Annotated in this window: 22 protein-coding genes; 9 read left to right on the forward strand and 13 right to left on the reverse strand. The window is 62.1% G+C overall.

The window, feature by feature from the left end; translation table 11 throughout:
• Position 1: 1 nt before the first annotated feature.
• From JQ600_RS16715 to JQ600_RS16725, 3 genes are all read right to left on the reverse strand, one after another.
• On the reverse strand, positions 2 to 463 hold the full coding sequence (locus tag JQ600_RS16715; protein ID WP_212387193.1) for a (2Fe-2S)-binding protein: 462 nt from the start codon (positions 461 to 463) through the stop codon (positions 2 to 4).
• Positions 464 to 695: 232 nt separating this feature from the next.
• On the reverse strand, positions 696 to 2099 hold the full coding sequence (locus tag JQ600_RS16720) for a hypothetical protein (protein WP_212387191.1): 1404 nt from the start codon (positions 2097 to 2099) through the stop codon (positions 696 to 698).
• Positions 2100 to 2346: 247 nt separating this feature from the next.
• Positions 2347 to 2964 carry a hypothetical protein gene (locus tag JQ600_RS16725; protein WP_409363274.1) on the reverse strand — a complete coding sequence of 206 codons (618 nt, stop codon included), beginning with the start codon at positions 2962 to 2964 and terminating at the stop codon, positions 2347 to 2349.
• Positions 2965 to 3159: 195 nt separating this feature from the next.
• On the opposite strand from JQ600_RS16725, the gene JQ600_RS16730 reads away from it, so the two are divergent.
• Entirely contained in the window at positions 3160 to 3909 is a 750-nt protein-coding gene (locus tag JQ600_RS16730; RefSeq protein WP_212387189.1) for an SET domain-containing protein, read from the forward strand.
• 109 nt (positions 3910 to 4018) lie between these two features.
• Here the strand turns inward: JQ600_RS16730 and JQ600_RS16735 are convergent, their stop codons facing one another.
• Together JQ600_RS16735 and JQ600_RS16740 are read right to left on the reverse strand one after the other, a co-directional pair.
• Entirely contained in the window at positions 4019 to 4306 is a 288-nt protein-coding gene (locus JQ600_RS16735) for a DUF6522 family protein (RefSeq protein ID WP_212387186.1), read from the reverse strand.
• A complete protein-coding gene (locus JQ600_RS16740) occupies positions 4303 to 4737 on the reverse strand; it encodes an Rrf2 family transcriptional regulator (protein ID WP_211997175.1) in 435 nt (144 codons plus the stop codon). The genes JQ600_RS16735 and JQ600_RS16740 overlap by 4 nt, the downstream gene beginning before the upstream one ends.
• An 84-nt stretch (positions 4738 to 4821) precedes the next feature.
• On the opposite strand from JQ600_RS16740, the gene JQ600_RS16745 reads away from it, so the two are divergent.
• Positions 4822 to 5283, forward strand: coding sequence for a group III truncated hemoglobin (locus JQ600_RS16745; RefSeq protein WP_312010927.1), 462 nt, complete (start codon positions 4822 to 4824; stop codon positions 5281 to 5283).
• Complete coding sequence (locus tag JQ600_RS37250) at positions 5280 to 5414, forward strand: hypothetical protein (protein WP_283813411.1); 135 nt, start codon at positions 5280 to 5282, stop codon at positions 5412 to 5414. The genes JQ600_RS16745 and JQ600_RS37250 overlap by 4 nt, the downstream gene beginning before the upstream one ends.
• A 26-nt stretch (positions 5415 to 5440) precedes the next feature.
• On the opposite strand, the gene JQ600_RS16750 is transcribed toward JQ600_RS37250, so the two are convergent.
• From JQ600_RS16750 to JQ600_RS16780, 7 genes are all read right to left on the reverse strand, one after another.
• Positions 5441 to 5884, reverse strand: coding sequence for a DUF1801 domain-containing protein (locus tag JQ600_RS16750; RefSeq protein ID WP_212387184.1), 444 nt, complete (start codon positions 5882 to 5884; stop codon positions 5441 to 5443).
• A 65-nt stretch (positions 5885 to 5949) separates the two neighbouring features.
• Positions 5950 to 6426, reverse strand: coding sequence for a DUF1801 domain-containing protein (locus tag JQ600_RS16755; RefSeq protein ID WP_212264329.1), 477 nt, complete (start codon positions 6424 to 6426; stop codon positions 5950 to 5952).
• A gap of 13 nt (positions 6427 to 6439) precedes the next feature.
• On the reverse strand, positions 6440 to 6646 hold the full coding sequence (locus JQ600_RS16760; RefSeq protein WP_212264330.1) for a hypothetical protein: 207 nt from the start codon (positions 6644 to 6646) through the stop codon (positions 6440 to 6442).
• Between the two features lie 55 nt (positions 6647 to 6701).
• A complete protein-coding gene (locus tag JQ600_RS16765; protein WP_212264331.1) occupies positions 6702 to 7130 on the reverse strand; it encodes an SRPBCC domain-containing protein in 429 nt (142 codons plus the stop codon).
• Positions 7127 to 7450, reverse strand: a complete 324-nt coding sequence (locus JQ600_RS16770) for a helix-turn-helix transcriptional regulator (protein ID WP_212387182.1) — start codon at positions 7448 to 7450, stop codon at positions 7127 to 7129. The genes JQ600_RS16765 and JQ600_RS16770 overlap by 4 nt, the downstream gene beginning before the upstream one ends.
• Positions 7451 to 7741: 291 nt before the next feature.
• Positions 7742 to 8140 carry a hypothetical protein gene (locus tag JQ600_RS16775; protein WP_212264332.1) on the reverse strand — a complete coding sequence of 133 codons (399 nt, stop codon included), beginning with the start codon at positions 8138 to 8140 and terminating at the stop codon, positions 7742 to 7744.
• Positions 8141 to 8180: 40 nt separating this feature from the next.
• On the reverse strand, positions 8181 to 8390 hold the full coding sequence (locus JQ600_RS16780) for a hypothetical protein (RefSeq protein ID WP_249135937.1): 210 nt from the start codon (positions 8388 to 8390) through the stop codon (positions 8181 to 8183).
• A 100-nt stretch (positions 8391 to 8490) separates the two neighbouring features.
• Here JQ600_RS16780 and JQ600_RS16785 point away from each other — a divergent pair, with 100 nt between their 5' ends.
• Complete coding sequence (locus tag JQ600_RS16785; RefSeq protein ID WP_212387181.1) at positions 8491 to 9312, forward strand: helix-turn-helix domain-containing protein; 822 nt, start codon at positions 8491 to 8493, stop codon at positions 9310 to 9312.
• Positions 9313 to 9364: 52 nt separating this feature from the next.
• The gene (locus JQ600_RS16790; RefSeq protein WP_212387179.1) at positions 9365 to 10177 is read left to right on the forward strand and encodes a helix-turn-helix domain-containing protein; all 813 of its coding nucleotides are present in this window, start codon (positions 9365 to 9367) and stop codon (positions 10175 to 10177) included.
• 6 nt (positions 10178 to 10183) lie between these two features.
• On the opposite strand, the gene JQ600_RS16795 is transcribed toward JQ600_RS16790, so the two are convergent.
• The gene (locus tag JQ600_RS16795) at positions 10184 to 10621 is read right to left on the reverse strand and encodes a MarR family winged helix-turn-helix transcriptional regulator (RefSeq protein WP_211996396.1); all 438 of its coding nucleotides are present in this window, start codon (positions 10619 to 10621) and stop codon (positions 10184 to 10186) included.
• 213 nt (positions 10622 to 10834) lie between these two features.
• Between JQ600_RS16795 and JQ600_RS16800 the strand changes: the two genes are divergently transcribed.
• The 4 genes from JQ600_RS16800 (at position 10835) to JQ600_RS16815 (ending at position 15746) form a co-directional block, all read left to right on the forward strand.
• The gene (locus JQ600_RS16800; protein ID WP_212387336.1) at positions 10835 to 11971 is read left to right on the forward strand and encodes a substrate-binding domain-containing protein; all 1137 of its coding nucleotides are present in this window, start codon (positions 10835 to 10837) and stop codon (positions 11969 to 11971) included.
• A gap of 144 nt (positions 11972 to 12115) precedes the next feature.
• The gene (locus tag JQ600_RS16805) at positions 12116 to 13630 is read left to right on the forward strand and encodes an amidase (RefSeq protein WP_212387177.1); all 1515 of its coding nucleotides are present in this window, start codon (positions 12116 to 12118) and stop codon (positions 13628 to 13630) included.
• A 34-nt stretch (positions 13631 to 13664) separates the two neighbouring features.
• Positions 13665 to 14522: a branched-chain amino acid ABC transporter permease gene (locus JQ600_RS16810; RefSeq protein ID WP_212387175.1), complete on the forward strand. Its 858-nt coding sequence runs from the start codon at positions 13665 to 13667 to the stop codon at positions 14520 to 14522.
• A 3-nt stretch (positions 14523 to 14525) separates the two neighbouring features.
• Positions 14526 to 15746: a substrate-binding protein gene (locus JQ600_RS16815; protein WP_212466602.1), complete on the forward strand. Its 1221-nt coding sequence runs from the start codon at positions 14526 to 14528 to the stop codon at positions 15744 to 15746.
• The last annotated feature ends 71 nt before the right edge of the window (positions 15747 to 15817 follow it).

The raw sequence follows: 15817 nt of genomic DNA on the forward strand, positions 1-15817 counted from the left end.
GTTACTTCGCCCCCATCTTTGCGGCAGCCGCATGGATCGCGGCGCGAATGCGCGGATAGGTGCCGCACCGGCATAGATTGCCGGACATCACCACATCGATGTCCTCGTCCGTTGGCTTGGGGATCAGTTCAAGTAGCGAAATGGCCTGCATGATCTGGCCGGTCTGGCAATAGCCGCACTGCGGGACCTGATGTTCGATCCAGGCCTGCAGAACCGGGTGTGCGTCTCTATTGGCCAACCCTTCGATCGTGGTGACCGACTTGCCGGCGACGTCGCCGATGCGCGACTGACAGGAACGGACGGCCGCTCCGTTTATCTGGACGGTACAGGCGCCACATTGCGCTACGCCGCATCCGTATTTGGGACTTGTGACACCGAGTTCGTCGCGCAACACCCAAAGCAACGGCATCTCCGGAACGACGTCAACCTGGTGCTTGGTCCCATTGACCGTGAGCTCGATCATGTCGATATGTCCCTTTGTGGATCTTGTTGTCCTCACTTCCGGGCAGCTTCACGCTGGATAACGTAACTTAGGTTTCCTTGGCTGCCAAGTGTTGCGCGGACGTGACGATAGCGCGCACGTGCTGGCTTGTGTGGCGTCGTGTCGGCTTCTTGCACACGAAGCGGACATGCAACGGCGAGCGATTTTGCCTTTTTGCTAGGCAGTTCGAACATCGTCGTAGCAATCCAGCAGGTCAGCCTATTCGGTTGAGGGTGCCTCGGATGCTCGTGAACATCTCGCCGATATTCTTCCGCATCGAATCGAGCTTCTGAAAATCTTCGAAGATCTTGGAAATTCTCACGTCGAGCTCGGTCTTGTTGGTGGCGATCGCGTCCACGCGCGAGGCCAGCCCTTCATCGCCCTTCAGTTCGATCTCGCCAAGCGTCTTGCTCAGGATCGCGTGACCGATATTCACTTCAGCGATCAACGCCTCGATCCCGTAGACCGGTCCCTGCAGCGGCGCCAGTCCGGCCTGCGACGTCGCCAGTTCCTCCTTGAACTGACCCAGCGTCGCCGAAAAATCCTGCAAGCTCCGGAGACGCAATCGGCAGTCGACGATGAATTCGTTCAGCGCGTTCTGGCGGTCGAGCAGGCTGGCGCCGCTGGAATCCGTCTCAATCGCCGCAAGTGAGCGCTCCAGATGCGTCCGACGTTCCCTGAGCTCTTCCAGGTCAAGGCGAATAGCGTCCAGAATATGGAGGCAATCATCAACGTGCGCGACCCGCTGCTCGATCTCGACCTTGTTCTTCGAGAGGCTCTCGACCCGCAGGCTGAGCTTTTCATCCCCGCTGGATTCGAGTTCATCCAGCATCCTGGTCAACTGGTCGCCGGATGAGCGCAGCTCGGTAATGAGGGCGTTGATCCCCGTTTCCGGCGTGCGCACGGGTACAAGCTCTGCGTGGGTCTTGGCCAGTTCTTCCTTGAAGCGGTTGAGCGTCGCCAGTGACTGCTGCAGCACACCGTGACGGTCGTGAATCGCTGATACGCTTTGGTCCAGTTCGTTGACGCGATCGCCGAGGTTTTTCTTGTTGTCGTCGGTCTCCAGCTCAGTGAGCCACCGCTCGAGCTGACGCAGCCGGTCCTTCAATTCGCTGAATACCGGCTCGGCGACACGTCGCTTCTCCGACACGACGCCGACCGTCTCTCGAAGCGCCTGCTGGCGACGCCGGATCTCTTCAAGCCGCTCATGGAGATCGACGGAGTCGTACCGGCTCTGCTGTACGGCGATCCGTTTTTCGGTGTCCGCGAGCGTCGCCTGAAGCGACACGATGGCTTCTTCGGGGTCGCTCTTGGCGAGATGCTGGACCGACGATTCGAAACCAGCTTGCGCATCATGCGCGGCCACAACCCCTTGTCGCAGGCCCCTGAGGCGGTCCCGCAGTAATTTATTCTGGCGCGCCAGGCCGTAAGTCTGCCAGACGGATGAGCCGATCAGCGATAGGGTGGTCAACATGATGGCGCCGAGCGCGAACCGCTGGGGACCTGGCAACGCCGAAAGCTGAACCGATATTTGGGCTGGATCGAGTCCCAATGTCGCGCCTGCAAAAAACGCGCAAGCGCTGAACAGCACTATCCAGGCGATGATCGGAAACCACATACGGTGATCTAATCAGACTGTGTCGTAATCGATTGAAGGGGTGTTTTTTGAGGGCAAACCGGGTTGGATGCCCGTTTCCGCAAATCCACGTCCCCCTTTTGGTCGGGAACCATAACGGCTTTTGAGGGCCTGCGGTAGTCTTACAGCGCCGGTACACGCGACTTGGCGCCGCAACCCTGGCGCGTCCATGGAGAGAAGGCCGGTGGGGGCGCGTGTCAGAACGGAGCCAGGCGCCCGACGTCTTCCGCTAACGCTTCGCCATGCTCACGGCGCGGCCGGTCTCGCCGATCACCTTCACTTCGTCCTTGCCGCAGGTGAAGCTGCGCGCGATCTCGTCTGCGGCCTTGCGGGCGAGCTCGTTGGGATTTGGGTTGGCCTGGGCGTCGATATAGGCGACGTGGCAGACGGCGCCGGGCGGCAGCCTGGTCACCGCCAGCATCGGCTTGGCGGTGGGGCGGCCTTCCTTGTCCGGATCGCGGTTGTCGGCGATGTGCCAGCGTTGGATGATCGCGAACGGCTTGCCGTCCATCGCCCGCCATTCGACGGTGGTGGTGGTCGAGTTGAACGGGCCGAACCAGCTTTGCGCAGCCGGCTCCTTGGCCGCCGCGGCGCGGTTGCGGCCGACCGAGACGGTTTCGCGTAAGTCGCCTTCGCTGACCAGCACCATGAGGCCGGCCATGCCGGGGCAGACCCGCGTCGTGCTGCCGTCGAGCTCGCTGGGCTTGCCGATCATACGGCAATCCTTCGGCGCCGTGGACGTATAAAGGCTGCTGAATGTCTGGGCATTGGCCGGTGAAAACAGGCCAAGCACGGCGCATGCGGCACCGGCCAACGCCATCAAATGCAAATTGCGGAGGCGTTTCATCCCTTGGCGTTCCCTGACGTCCCCTGAGGTCCCCTGGCCGTCCCCGGCTTTTAGGGAACCATGACATTGTGACGTGTGCAATCTGGGGAAGGTTCAAGGAAGCCAACCGAAATACCTGACATCGGCGCGGAATCGTCCTAGAAGGGCTGCTTCGCCATTCCTTTCACTCACGAGCGTGTCAGTAATTCAATCGTCATGGCTACCTTATCTCCGAACAAACCCTATCGCGTCGGCCGCTCCCGCACCGGGCTTGGCCTCTTCGCCACCAAACCGATCAAGAAGGGCGCCAAGATCGTCCGCTATTTTGGGCCGCTATTGGATTCGAAGAAGAAAAAAGACGACGCGATCGAGAACAAATATCTGTTCGAGCTGACCAACCGCTGGACCATCGACGGTTCGGTGCGCGCCAACGTCGCCCGCTATATCAACCATGCCTGCAAGCCGAACGCGGAATCCGACGTCAAGCCGCGCAAGCGCAAGGTCATCATCCGCGCCATCAAGAACATCGAGCCCGGCGACGAGATCAACTACGATTACGGCACCGACTATTTCAAAGCCTATCTGAAGCCGATCGGCTGCAAATGCGTGGCCTGCGAAAAGAAGCGCAAGAAGAAGCGCGCCGAGGCGAGGGCGGAGAAGCTTCGCCTCAAGGCCAAGGCTGAGCGGAAGGCGCTGAAGGAAGCCGAGAAGCAAAAGGCGAAGGCCGCCAGGGCGCGCAAGGCCAAAGCAAAGGCCAGCGAGAAAGACAAGCAGAAGCTGGTTGCCAAGAATGGCACCAAGGCGAATGGAGCCAAGACGAACGGCGCCAGGCTCAACGGCAAATCCTTGAACGGCAAGGCCTTGAACGGCAAGTCGCTGAACGGACACGCCCGCAAGACCCCGACTGCACGGTCCGGTATTCTGGCAAAGCCGCAGCAAGCCAGGGAAAGCCGGGCGACGGCGTAAATCCGTCCGTCATTCCGGGATGGTCCGAAGGACCAGACTTCAGATGTGCAATTGCACATCGGGGAATCTCGAGATTCCGGGTTCGCTTCGCGCCCCGGAATGACGATTACTAGCCCGGCTTCCGCGCCGACTGCGGCAACGACGAAACCCCGAAATCTACCGCCGAGCGCTGAACGATCGCGCCCGACGCGTCGACCACGACGCGAAAACGCCGGTGCTCGGAGAAGAACGTCAGCCGATGCCGGCCCTGATCCGCATCGACGCCACGCTCGGAAACGCTGGTAATGGTGCCCGCGCGCATGCCTTCCTTGAGCCGCGGCAGCGCGATGCCGAGGCCTTCGGCGACGATCGACGCGTCGATCTCGACTTCGCCATCGGAAAACTCGATCGCCTTCATGCGGCACCTCGCGCCGGGCTCGCTTTGGATCGCGCGGGATAGGCGCATTCCGCCAGCGTCGTGCCGTCGAGTTCGCGCATAAAGGCTTCGCGCGCCGCGGCGAGCTTCCCCTTCAGGCGGCAGCGCGGCAGCAGGGAGCAACAACCGCCATCCTCGCGAAAACACTCGACCAGCGCTTCACCTTCCAGCGCGCGCACGACTTCGCCGAGCGTAATCGATTGCGGCGGCCGCGCGAGGGTGAACCCGCCGCCGACGCCGCGTTGGGTCGAAATGAAGCCGCCATCGGCGAGATCCCGCACCACCTTGGCCAAATGATTGCGCGAGATGCCGAACTCGGCCGCGATCTCGCTGGTGGCGAACGAGCGCGCCGGCTCGCCCGCCAGCCGCATCAGGGCGCGCAGGGCAAAATCGGTGAACGATGTCAGGCGCATGGGAGGCCCTCAAAAATGTGACTTGGCAGATCATCTATAGCAATCTAAATAGGTATTTAAAATACCTATTTAAGGAGACCTGTTGTGACAGGGGCTGAACGGCGTCAGGCGATCACCGCCGAGATCATGGAAAGAACTGGCATCACCGAAGCCATGATCGAACGGCTGGTGCGCGGCTTCTACGCAAAGGTCCGCAGTGATCCGATGCTGGCGCCGGTGTTCGAGGCGTGCATTTTGGACTGGGAGCCGCATCTGCAGCAGATGTGCGCGTTCTGGTCGTCGGTGGCGCTGATGTCGGGCCGCTATCACGGCACGCCCATGGTCAAGCATATGCCGCTGCCGGTCGACGCCGGTCATTTCGACCGCTGGCTCGAACTGTTCGAGGCTGCGGCGAGCGAAATCTGTCCGCCGGTGGCCGCGGCCCATTTCGTCGAACGGGCGCAGCGGATCGCGGCAAGCCTCGAACTTGGAATCGCCAGTGGGCAGGGCGACATGCTCGCGCCCGGCGAGAGATTTCGGCGCAACGAAACAGGAGCGGTTCAATGACCAATCAGACGCGTGCGATACCAAGCAAGGATCAGGCTGATCCCTATTCCGGCAACAGCCTCGTGCCGATGCTTGTCATCGGGCTAGTCCTGACGCTGGGAGGAATGTTCGCGGCTTTGGCGTTGAGCTAGCCGCCAACGCGTGTAGCCGGACCAGGCTAGCGCGCCTTTTTCTTCCAGCTGTTCAGTGCCGCCGCGGCGCGGATCAGCGTCTTGAAGGCTTCCGCATTGATTTCAACGCCCTCATGGATGTCGATGGCGCGTCTGGTGTTGCCTTCGAGGCTGGAGTTGAACAGCTTTGACGGGTCCTTGAGCGAAGCGCCCTTGGCGAAAGTCAGCTTCACGGCGCTCTTATAGGTCTCGCCGGTGCAGATGATGCCGTCGTGCGACCAGACCGGAACGCCGCGCCACTTCAACTCCTCAACCACATCGGGCACGGCCTGTTTGATCAGCGCGCGGACACCGGCCAGCGTCTTGCCTCGCCAGTCGCCCAGTTCCTTGATCTTGATGTCGATCAGCCGGGAAGGGGACTCGCCTTCGTTTCCTTCCTTCGATGCGCTCTTGCTGATGTTCTTGGCCGGTGTTGCTTTCTTCGCGGTCATTTTCCCTCGTCTGTTACATCAGTATCGCTGGTCGCGAGCTGCTCACTTGGCATCCGCTCACCCGCTCACATTCGCTCGCCGGGCAATTGGCTGGCTTGCTTCACCCAAGCGGCGAGTTGAGCTTCGTCGAGCTGGTCATCCTCGTGGATGTCGAGGTAGCGCACTTCCTTCTGCTTGGAAGCGCCGGACGGAACAGGGCGCAGCGACGTGCCGCGGAAGAACGCCACCTTGACGTATCTCGTGAAGACATGGATGCCGAGGAACCAGCCCTCGCCCTCGATACCGTATAGCGGCGAGTTCCATTTAACGGCCTTGTACACGCCGGGGAAGGTGCGCGTGATGAGCGCGTCGAGGCGGCGCCCGACATCGCTTTTCCAGCCCGGCATGGCCGCGATATAGGCTTGCACCGGAGCGTCGCCGTAGGCCTTGGCGATTTGCGGATTGCCGCCCGATAGCAGCTTCGGCTTCGCGGCAACCCGTTTTGCAACTGTCTTCTTTGCAACCTTCTTCGCCGGCTTCCGCGACGTCTTGCCCGCCTTCATATCCGCTCCTGCATCAGCCGCTGCGCCATTTGGCGGCATAGGGCAGCGCGAACAAGTACAAACCGCTGAACAGAAGCAGGAAGAGCGGCAGCAGCGCCAGGAAGCCGAGCCAGTCGGCATGCGTCCCCATTGCCACGGCGATGAAGTTGATGATGACGGTCACCGTAAAGGCAAGGGACAGCCAGCGGTGGATCTGTCGAATCCAGATGTTCCCGTTCAATGGAATCTCCTCTTGTTACGTACCTTGAATAACCCTCAGGCGTAGCCTGCAGGCTTCACTCCGCCTTCGCCAGCATCTGCTCCAGCTTTGCAAAGAACTCCTGCCAGCCCGCCTTGGCGCCGCCATAGGCCTGCGGCTGATCCGGCCGGAAGCCCGACTGCTCCATGCGCAGCAGGGTTCCGGTGCGTGTCGGCGTGAGCGTCCAGGCGACGACGCTGCTGAGATTGTAGGCCGCTTGTTCGTGCTTGAAATTCCAGGTGTAGGTCAGCTTTTTATTCGGCTCGACGGCGAGAACCTCGCAGTCCAGCACGCCGCCCCACTCGCCGCGCAGATTGAAATTGTGACCCACGACGGGCTTGAAGTCGTTCTTCATCAGCCACTCCTCGATCAAATGCGGTTGCGTCAGCGCCCGCCAGATCTTTTCCGGCGGATGGGGGATTTCGCGTTCGACGATGACGGAGCGCGTTTCGGTCGCAGTGTTCATTGGTCCATCCTTTTGAGGAGATCTTCGAGGTCGTCGAACCGGTTTTGCCAGAAGCCGGCCATCTGGCTGGTCCAGTCGATCAGCGGCGAAAGCGCGCCGAGCTGCGCGCTGTAATGGGTCTGTCGTCCTTCATGGCGGTCGCGCACCAGCCCGGCCTGCTTCAGGACGCCGAGATGCTTCGAGACGGCCGGCTGCGAGACGCCGGCGCGCGCCGTCAGGGCCCCGACCGTCTGCTCGCCGTCGCGGCACAGCCGCTCGAAGATCGCCCGCCGCGTTGGATCGGCGAGTGTTCGGAACAGCACATCATGAACATCAGGCATGTGGGATCGATAACCCGGTGGCTATGGGTCGACGTATAACCATCGGGATATATGTTAGTCAAGCGGGGAATGAGGAGCGGCTGAAAGATTGTGTCAGAAGCAGGTTCCGCGGCCAATATGAGCCAGTGAAGGTAGGTGGGCGTACCTGGGCAGGACGTGGGGCGGCCGAGAATTACCATACCCCGTTGGTTATGCATTCAGCGGGAGGGAGCAAGGGCGCCAGCGGCCCTCGCGAATTCGCGCCCGATGACAAGAGCCTGTCATCGGGCGCGTTCTCAATTCGCGTTCAGCTCAGGCGGTCACCTCGCCGCCGCTCTTGCGCAGTCCGATATATTGCAACTCGGCAAACACGCCGGTTGCAATCGCCTGCGCGACCACGAAGAGGATGCCGAGCAGGTTCGGGCTGACTGCGCCCGAGAACAGCAGGGCGATGCTGCCCAGCGTCCACGCGGCGTTGCCCACGATCACCAGCAGCACCAGAGCCTTCAGCACCGATTGCCGTGTGCCGAGCCAGCCGACCAGCGCGGTGTAGGCGATGAGAAACAGCCCGCTCTCGCGCAGCAGGGCTTCCGGCAGATTGAGGAACGGCGCGAGCACGCCGGCGCCGAGCGTGAGGAGCACCGCCGCGACGCCGCTGAAGACGGCGTCGGCAAGCAGAGCGCGGCTCAGGAATGAAGACGGGTTGATCATAGTTCTCTCCTTTTAGTTTTACGGGGTGGGTGGTTGGGGGTTAGCGGAACCAGGACTGGAACTGACGCCAGCGCCGCATCGGGGACAGCGCCTCGCCGATCCGGTTCTCGATCGTCTGCACCTGCGCCACCACGAAGACGCCGGTGTCGTGTATCAACGGTTCCGGCATGTTGAGGGAACGGGCCAGCGCCCAGACCGCCAGTCTGTGCAGGGCGCGAACAATGAGCAGAAACAGAGGAAGCATCAGCATGGGTCATCTCCTGTGCTCACGAAGATGACCCCGTCCGCGACCCAATTCGATTACGTCGGAGGTAATGGAAGCTGAGAAATTCGCATGGTAGGTTTCCACCATGAACGCACATGCTTCCACGGCGCGAGCCGAACGTCCCCAGCCCGTCCATATCGGCGATCACCTGCGCGAATGGCGGCAGCGCCGTCATCTCAGCCAGCTCGATCTGGCCGGCGATGCCGAGATTTCGGCGCGTCATTTGAGTTTCGTCGAAACCGGCCGCGCCGCGCCGTCACGCGAGATGGTGCTCAAGCTGGCCGAACGCCTGGAGGTGCCCTTGCGCGAACGCAACGTCTTGCTGGTGGCGGCCGGCTTTGCTCCCGCCTTTCCGCAGCGCTCGCTGGACGATCCCGCGCTGAAAGCGGCGCGGACGGCGATCGACCTTGTCTTGAAGGCGCACGAGCCCAATCCGGCGCTGGCCTATGACCGGCACTGGAATCTGGTCACCGCGAACCGCATGGTGGCGCCGCTGCTCGAGGGCATTCCGGCGCGGCTGCTGGGCCAGCCCTTCAATATCCTGCGGCTGGCCTTTCATCCCGAAGCGCTGGCGCCGCGCACGGTCAACCTCGCCGAATGGAGCAGTCATCTCTTGGAACGGCTGCACCGCCAATGCGAGGCGACCGCCGATCCCGAACTCCTAAAACTCTACGCGGAGCTGAAGGCCTATCCGATGCCGGCGCGATCCGGCCCGCTCTCGCCGGACAATGTCGCGATTCCCTTCAAGTTTCGGCTGGGTGGCGAGGTGCTGAGCTTCATTTCGACCACGATGATTTTTGGTACGCCGGTCGACGTCACGCTGTCGGAACTGGCGCTGGAGACGTTTTTCCCGGCGGACGACCTGACCACGCGGCGGGTGCGGGAGATCGCGGCAGCGCTCACCTGACCGCGACACCGCGGGCGTTTACAGGCGCGTCCGCCCTTCGCATAATCGCCGGATGGACTCCCGCCAACATGCACGGCTGCCCGCCAATCCCGTCGGCGATCTCCTGCGCGGCTGGCGCAACCGCCGGGCCATGAGCCAGGCCGATCTGGCGTTCGAGGCCGGCATTTCGATCAAGCATCTCAGCTACGTCGAAACCGGCAAGGCGGTAGCGAGCCGCGAGATCCTGCTGCAACTGGCCTCCGCGCTCGGCCTGTCGCTGCGCGACCGCAACGCGCTGCTGGAATCCGGCGGCTTTGCGCGGCAATATGGCGAGCGCGATTTGTCCGCGCCCGAAGTCGCCGACGCCAAACGCGCCATCGACCTGCTGCTGCGCCGGCACGAACCGTTTCCCGCCATCGTCACCGACCGGCGCTGGAACGTGCTGCAGGCCAACGGCGCGGCGACGCGGCTGATGACGATGCTGCTCGGGGCCGAGCGCATGGCGCGTCCGCTCAATCACATGCGGATGTTTCTTTCACCCGACGAGTTGCGGCCCTATGTCGAAAACTGGCCGAAGGTCGCGTCCGCACTGCTGGTCCGCGCCCGCCACGAGGCGATGGCCGCGCCGCTCGATCTGGCGCTGCAATCGACCTGGCGCGAATTGTTGAAATTGCCCGACCTGCCGGTCGCGCAGTTCGACGAGCACGAAACTCCGAGCCCGCTATGCGAGGTGCGCTTGCGCAAGGGCGATGTGAGCATCGGCCTGATCGGTGCGGTGCTGACATTGGGCACGCCGCAAGACGTCACGCTTCAGGAATTGCGCGTGGAAATGTTCATGCCGGCGGATGCGGATTCGGAAGCTACGCTCACCGCGTTGGCGGCGTAGCACTAGTCAATTCGCCTTCTCGATCAGGCTTTCCAGCAGGCGCTTCAGATCCGCCGTGGCCTTGTTGCCGTAATTCTCGGCGATGAAGGCTTCCTGGCTCAGCGCCAGCGAGTTCAGGCGCTGGGTCAGCGCCTTGCCGCGGTCGGAGGAGAACATCAGGACTTTGCGGCGGTCGTCGGCATCCTGAACGCGGTAGACCAGGGCATCCGACACCATCCGGTCGACCATCTTGGTCAGCGTCGGATGATTGAGCAGCACCGCTTCGGCAAGTTCACCCATAGAGTGGCCCTTCCCGTCCGACAACACCTTCAGGATGCGCCATTGCTCGACCGGCACGCCTTCCTTGCGAAAGCGCGCGTCGAGCTGGCGATTGATCTCCCGGTTGGCCTGCGCAAGCAGGTAGGCGAGATGCTCGGTGATGGGTTTACTGGGCGATTTGGCCAAGGCTTTGAACTGCGTAATGGAGTTTTGGATGAATATTTAGCGCTCTTGCTTGAACTCTATGCACGGGAATCGTTGAATATTCAATATTTTCCACTAGGATTTTTGTTGCCGATCACCTTGCCGATGGTAGTCTGATGGCGCCGGACTAAAAGAAGCTGAAAGGAGAGCGAATTGCTCTCGCTGTCGCAATTACAAAAGTTCGGCGGGCCGCCGATGCCGCCGGAACTGCTGCTTAAGGGGTTGCCGGGGATAGGGACGGGCACCTCGGAGCCGGCGCTTGGCCCGTTTCGGGCGCGCCGCGACCGCAAGAAATTGCGGATTGCCAATTTCGTCGGACTGTCCGGCCCATCGGGCATCTGGGGCCCGGCCTCCATCAACAGTACGCTGCTGGGCATTTCCGAGATCAACCGCCGCGGCGGCATTCTCGGCCGCGAGATTGAAGTCGCGTTCCATGACACCGGCGGCGATATCGACGACGTGACGCGCACCGCTTCCGACATTGTCGCTTCCGAAGACGCCGATCTCATCATGGGCTCGCATATCAGCGCGGTCAGGGTGGCGCTGCGGAAAGTCGTCGCCGGACAGATTCCATACCTGTACACGCCGGTCTATGAGGGCGGCGAGCGAACGCCTGGCGTGATGGCCATCGGCGAGACGCCGGGGGCGCAGTGGCGCCCGTCCATCGAGTGGCTCGCCAACACCAAACAGGCGGCCAACTGGTACCTGATCGGCAGCGACTATGTCTGGCCATGGCTGTCCCACAGGGCGATCAAGAAATACATCGCGGACGCCGGCGGGCGTGTCGTCGGCGAAGAGTTCGTGCCGATCGGCGAGCACAATCACAGTAACCAGCTCGCGCGGATCCGGGCCGCGAAGCCCGACGTGGTTCTGATCACGTTGATCGGCGCCGACAGCGTCGTCTTCAACCGTACCTTTGGCGAGCAGGGGCTCGGCACACGCATGCTGCGTCTGGCCGGTGCGATGGACGAGACCGTGCTGCTTGGGATCGGCGCCGACAATACCGAAAACCTGTTCTGCGCATCCGGCTATTTCATCGACAAGGCCTCGCGCGAGAATGACGCTTTCCGCTGCCAGTACGAAACCTCGTTCGGTCGCCACGCGCCGCCGATCGGCTCGATCGCGCAGTCGAACTACGAAGGGTTGCGGTTTCTCGAGACGGTCGCGGCGCGCGCAGGATCGCTGGCGAGAAAGCCGCTGCTCTCGGCGGCTGCGAATGTGGACTATCAGGGCGCGCGAGGCACCGTCGGCATTCGCCGCGGCAGCGCCAGGATGCCGATCTATCTTGCAGCCGCCAATGGGTTGGACTTCAGGCTGATCAAACAGTTCTGACCTCGAACGCGTAACGCTTCGCAAAAGGAGGTGTTGCAAAATAATCCTTGAAAAGGAAAACATTTCCGTTTCTAGTGATGGGAGTGGGGTTGGGGCCCTTCGCAATTTCCTTCGCGAGCCGTCAAAGAAACAGGAGAATCCATCGTGACAGTAGCGCTTCCTACTCCCGACCAACTGCGCGCGGTTGCCGACCAATGCGGTCTGGCCTTGACCGATGAGGACGTCGCTTCCTTCCGTGGGTTGATGCAGGGCTCGGTCGATGCCTACAACGCCGTGGGCGCAATGGCCGACGAAGTCCCGATCGTGAAGTACCCGCGGACCCCTGGCTATCGCCCGTCGCCGGAAGAAAATACGCGCAACGCCTGGTACCGCAAATCGACCGTCAAGGGCGCCGCCAGCGGCAAGCTGAAGGGCAAGGTCGTGGCGCTGAAGGACAACATCATGCTGGCCGGCGTGCCCATGATGAACGGCTCCGCGACGCTCGAAGGCTATGTGCCGGATTTCGACGCCACCATCGTCACGCGCATGCTCGATGCCGGCGCCGAGATTGCCGGCAAGGTGCATTGCGAATCGTTCTGCATCTCCGGCGGCAGTCATACCAATTCGACCGGTCCGGTGCATAACCCGCACAAGATGGGTTATTCCGCCGGCGGATCGTCGTCCGGCAGCGCGGTCGTGGTCGCGCTCGGCGAAGTCGATATGGCGATCGGCGGCGACCAGGGCGGATCGATCCGGATGCCGTCGTCCTTCAGCGGCACCTACGGCATGAAGCCGACCTGGGGCCTCGTGCCCTATACCGGTATCATGCCGATCGAGATTTTCGTCGATCACACCGGGCCGATGACCGCCAATGTCGCCGACAACGCGCTGTTGCTCGAAGTGATCGCCGGCGACGACGGCTACGACCCGCGGATCAAGTCGCCCAAGGTGGAGGATTACACCAAGGCGCTGGGCGCCGGTATCAAGGGCATGAAGATCGCCATCGTCAAGGAAGGTTTTGAGCAGGCCGGCGCCGAAGCCGACGTCAACAGGAGCGTGATGGAAGCGGCGAAGCGGCTGGCGAGCCTCGGCGCGACAGTCGAACAGGTTTCAATCCCGATGCACATGGTGGCACCGGCGGTCTGGACGCCGATCGGCGCCGAAGGCATCGCCCAGACCATGATGTTCGGCGACGGCTATGGTCTCAGCCGCTCGGATCTGTACTCGACGTCGCTGATGGATTTTCATCGCGGCTGGCGCGGGCAGGCGGACTCGCTCTCGGAAACCACAAAACTTTTTCTGATGCTTGGCGTCTACATCAACAATAATTTCGGGCCGCGCTACTACGGCAAATCCGTCAACATCTCGCGGCGTATCACCGCGGCCTATGACAAGGTGCTGGCGAATTACGATCTCCTGCTGATGCCGACCACGCCGATGAAGGCGACGCCGTTGCCTGCACCCGGGGCCTCCCGGGAGGAGGTGTGCCAGCGCGCCTTCGAGATGATCACCAACACCGCGCCGTTCGACATCACGCACCACCCGGCGATGTCGATACCTTGCGGCATGGTCGATGGCCTTCCGGTCGGGCTGATGCTGGTCGGCCGGCACTTCGATGAGATGACCATCTATCGCGCGGCGCACGCCTTCGAGCAGGCGGCAGACTGGAAGAAAATGTAAGCAGCCGAACCTGCAAACGCTGCTTGGATGCCAAATGGATAATCTGTTCGTCGCACTGTTCGAGATCCTGAGTTTCGGCGCGATCGTCGTTCTGGTCGTGCTGGGGCTCGGGATCATCGCCAGCATGATGGGCATCTTCAACTTCGCGCAGGGCGAGTTCGTCCTGCTCGGCGCCTACGTCACCTACATCGTGCACAGCGCGGGCGCGCCGGTCTGGATCGGCATGGTCGCCGCACCGTTTGCCGTCGGTGCACTGGGATTTGTGCTGGAGCGGAGCATCGTCCGGCGATTTTACGCGGCACCGATCGTGGCGATGCTGGGCACCTACGCGCTCGGACTCATTATCCGCGAAATCGTCCGCGGCCTGATCGGCGGGCTCTATCTGTCGGTCCCGGAGCCGCTCGGCGGTTCGGTCAATATCGGGACCATGCACTTTTCGAGTTGGCGGCTGGTCATCATCCTGATCACGGCGCTGGTGATGATCGGCAGCTATCTGCTGCTGGCGCGCACCGCCTTCGGGTTGCGCATCCGGGCCTCGCTGGAAAACCCCGCGCTGGCCCGCGCCTCCGGCATTTCAACCAATGCGATCTATGGCGCCACCTTTGCGTTCGGCGCCGCGCTCGCAGGTCTTGCGGGCGCGCTGATCGTGCCGGTGTTCTCGCTGTTTGCCGATCTCGGCCTGCGCTTCCTGATCCAGGGGTTCGTCGCCGTCATGGTCGGCGGAGTCGGCTCGTTCGCGGGACCCGTCGCGGGCGCCGGCGTGATCGGCACGCTGGCCGCGGCACTGCCCTGGATCATTCCGCCCGTGATCGCCGACGTCCTCGTGTTCGTTCTCGCCATCATCTTCATCAAGTTTCGGCCGCAAGGCCTGATTTCAGGAAAAGGGGTCTAGTCCATGTCCAGCGATCGCAGCCATCTCAACCGCCGGCGGTTTCTTTCCAACTTCGCCTTTGCCAGCACCGCCATCGCCACCGGCGTCGGCAGTTGGGTCGTTCGTCCCGATTGGGCGAACGCCGCGGCCGCCCCGATCAAGGTCGGCATCGCGACCGACTTGACCGGTCCGATCGGTTACGCCGGCAACGCGGATGCGAACGTCGCAAAAATGGTGATCAAGGAAATCAACGACTCCGGTGGATTGCTCGGCCGGCCACTGGAATTGTTCATCGAGGACACCGCCTCGAATGAATCGGTCGCGGTCGGCAACGTCCGAAAACTGATCCAGCGCGACAAGGTCGATCTGGTGCTGGGCGGCATCACCAGCTCGATGCGCAACGCTATCAAGGACGTCATCGTCGCCCGCGGCAAGACGCTCTACATCTACCCGCAGCTCTACGAGGGCAAGGAATGCACGCCCTATCTGTTCTGCACCGGCCCGACGCCGGCGCAGCAGTGCGACGAATTCATTCCCTGGCTGATCAAGAACGGCGGCAAGCGGTTCGCGCTGCCGAGCGCCAACTACGTCTGGCCGCACACGTTGAACGTCTATGCCCGCAAGGTGATCGAGGCCAATGGCGGCGAGGTGGTCTTCGAAGAATATTATCCGCTCGACCAGATCGACTTCAGCGCCACGGTGAACCGGGTCATCTCTAACAAAGTCGACGTGGTGTTCAACACCGTGATCCCGCCGGGCGTCGGGCCGTTTTTCAAGCAGCTGTACGAGGCGGGATTCCTCAAGAACGGCGGCCGGCTAAGTTGCGTCTACTACGACGAGAACACGCTCAACATCAACCAGGCGGCCGAGATCGAAGGCCTTGCAAGCTGCCTCGACTATTTCAAGGCGCTCACACCGGAAGATCCGTTCAGCGCCAAGCTTCATGCGACCTACGAAAAGCAGTTTCCGGGCACCTTCCTGTTCGCCGCGGGCAGCGCCGCGACCGGGACCTATCGTGGCCTCAAACTGTGGGAGGCGGCGGTCAAGGAAGCCGGCAAGATCGATCGCGACGGGGTCGCGGCGGCACTGGACCATGCCAAGATCGCCGAAGGTCCCGGCGGACCCGCCGAAATGGTTCCCGGCAAGCGGCATTGCAAGATGAAGATGTACACGGCGGTTGCCAAGGGCGGCAATTATGAGATCGTCGCGCGCAGCGCCGGCCTCGTCGATCCCAAGGAATGCTAAAAGGGAATGCTGAGAAGGAATGCTGATGCAATGTCAAAGGTAACACCGAGCATCGCGCGGCGGCAGCAAGC

Origin of the sequence: Bradyrhizobium sp. AUGA SZCCT0176 (assembly GCF_018130145.1) — a bacterium.
Taxonomy (GTDB): Bacteria; Pseudomonadota; Alphaproteobacteria; order Rhizobiales; family Xanthobacteraceae; genus Bradyrhizobium.

What these genes read in the sequence shown, in the direction of transcription:
- JQ600_RS16715 (WP_212387193.1), bottom strand. Translation starts at nt 463, where the DNA reads ATGATCGAGCTCACGGTCAATGGGACCAAGCACCAGGTTGACGTCGTT.
- JQ600_RS16720 (WP_212387191.1), bottom strand. Translation starts at nt 2,099, where the DNA reads ATGTGGTTTCCGATCATCGCCTGGATAGTGCTGTTCAGCGCTTGCGCG.
- JQ600_RS16725 (WP_409363274.1), bottom strand. Translation starts at nt 2,964, where the DNA reads ATGAAACGCCTCCGCAATTTGCATTTGATGGCGTTGGCCGGTGCCGCA.
- JQ600_RS16730 (WP_212387189.1), top strand. Translation starts at nt 3,160, where the DNA reads ATGGCTACCTTATCTCCGAACAAACCCTATCGCGTCGGCCGCTCCCGC.
- JQ600_RS16735 (WP_212387186.1), bottom strand. Translation starts at nt 4,306, where the DNA reads ATGAAGGCGATCGAGTTTTCCGATGGCGAAGTCGAGATCGACGCGTCG.
- JQ600_RS16740 (WP_211997175.1), bottom strand. Translation starts at nt 4,737, where the DNA reads ATGCGCCTGACATCGTTCACCGATTTTGCCCTGCGCGCCCTGATGCGG.
- JQ600_RS37250 (WP_283813411.1), top strand. Translation starts at nt 5,280, where the DNA reads ATGACCAATCAGACGCGTGCGATACCAAGCAAGGATCAGGCTGATCCC.
- JQ600_RS16750 (WP_212387184.1), bottom strand. Translation starts at nt 5,884, where the DNA reads ATGACCGCGAAGAAAGCAACACCGGCCAAGAACATCAGCAAGAGCGCA.
- JQ600_RS16755 (WP_212264329.1), bottom strand. Translation starts at nt 6,426, where the DNA reads ATGAAGGCGGGCAAGACGTCGCGGAAGCCGGCGAAGAAGGTTGCAAAG.
- JQ600_RS16765 (WP_212264331.1), bottom strand. Translation starts at nt 7,130, where the DNA reads ATGAACACTGCGACCGAAACGCGCTCCGTCATCGTCGAACGCGAAATC.
- JQ600_RS16770 (WP_212387182.1), bottom strand. Translation starts at nt 7,450, where the DNA reads ATGCCTGATGTTCATGATGTGCTGTTCCGAACACTCGCCGATCCAACG.
- JQ600_RS16775 (WP_212264332.1), bottom strand. Translation starts at nt 8,140, where the DNA reads ATGATCAACCCGTCTTCATTCCTGAGCCGCGCTCTGCTTGCCGACGCC.
- JQ600_RS16780 (WP_249135937.1), bottom strand. Translation starts at nt 8,390, where the DNA reads ATGCTGATGCTTCCTCTGTTTCTGCTCATTGTTCGCGCCCTGCACAGA.
- JQ600_RS16785 (WP_212387181.1), top strand. Translation starts at nt 8,491, where the DNA reads ATGAACGCACATGCTTCCACGGCGCGAGCCGAACGTCCCCAGCCCGTC.
- JQ600_RS16790 (WP_212387179.1), top strand. Translation starts at nt 9,365, where the DNA reads ATGGACTCCCGCCAACATGCACGGCTGCCCGCCAATCCCGTCGGCGAT.
- JQ600_RS16800 (WP_212387336.1), top strand. Translation starts at nt 10,835, where the DNA reads ATGCCGCCGGAACTGCTGCTTAAGGGGTTGCCGGGGATAGGGACGGGC.
- JQ600_RS16810 (WP_212387175.1), top strand. Translation starts at nt 13,665, where the DNA reads ATGGATAATCTGTTCGTCGCACTGTTCGAGATCCTGAGTTTCGGCGCG.
- JQ600_RS16815 (WP_212466602.1), top strand. Translation starts at nt 14,526, where the DNA reads ATGTCCAGCGATCGCAGCCATCTCAACCGCCGGCGGTTTCTTTCCAAC.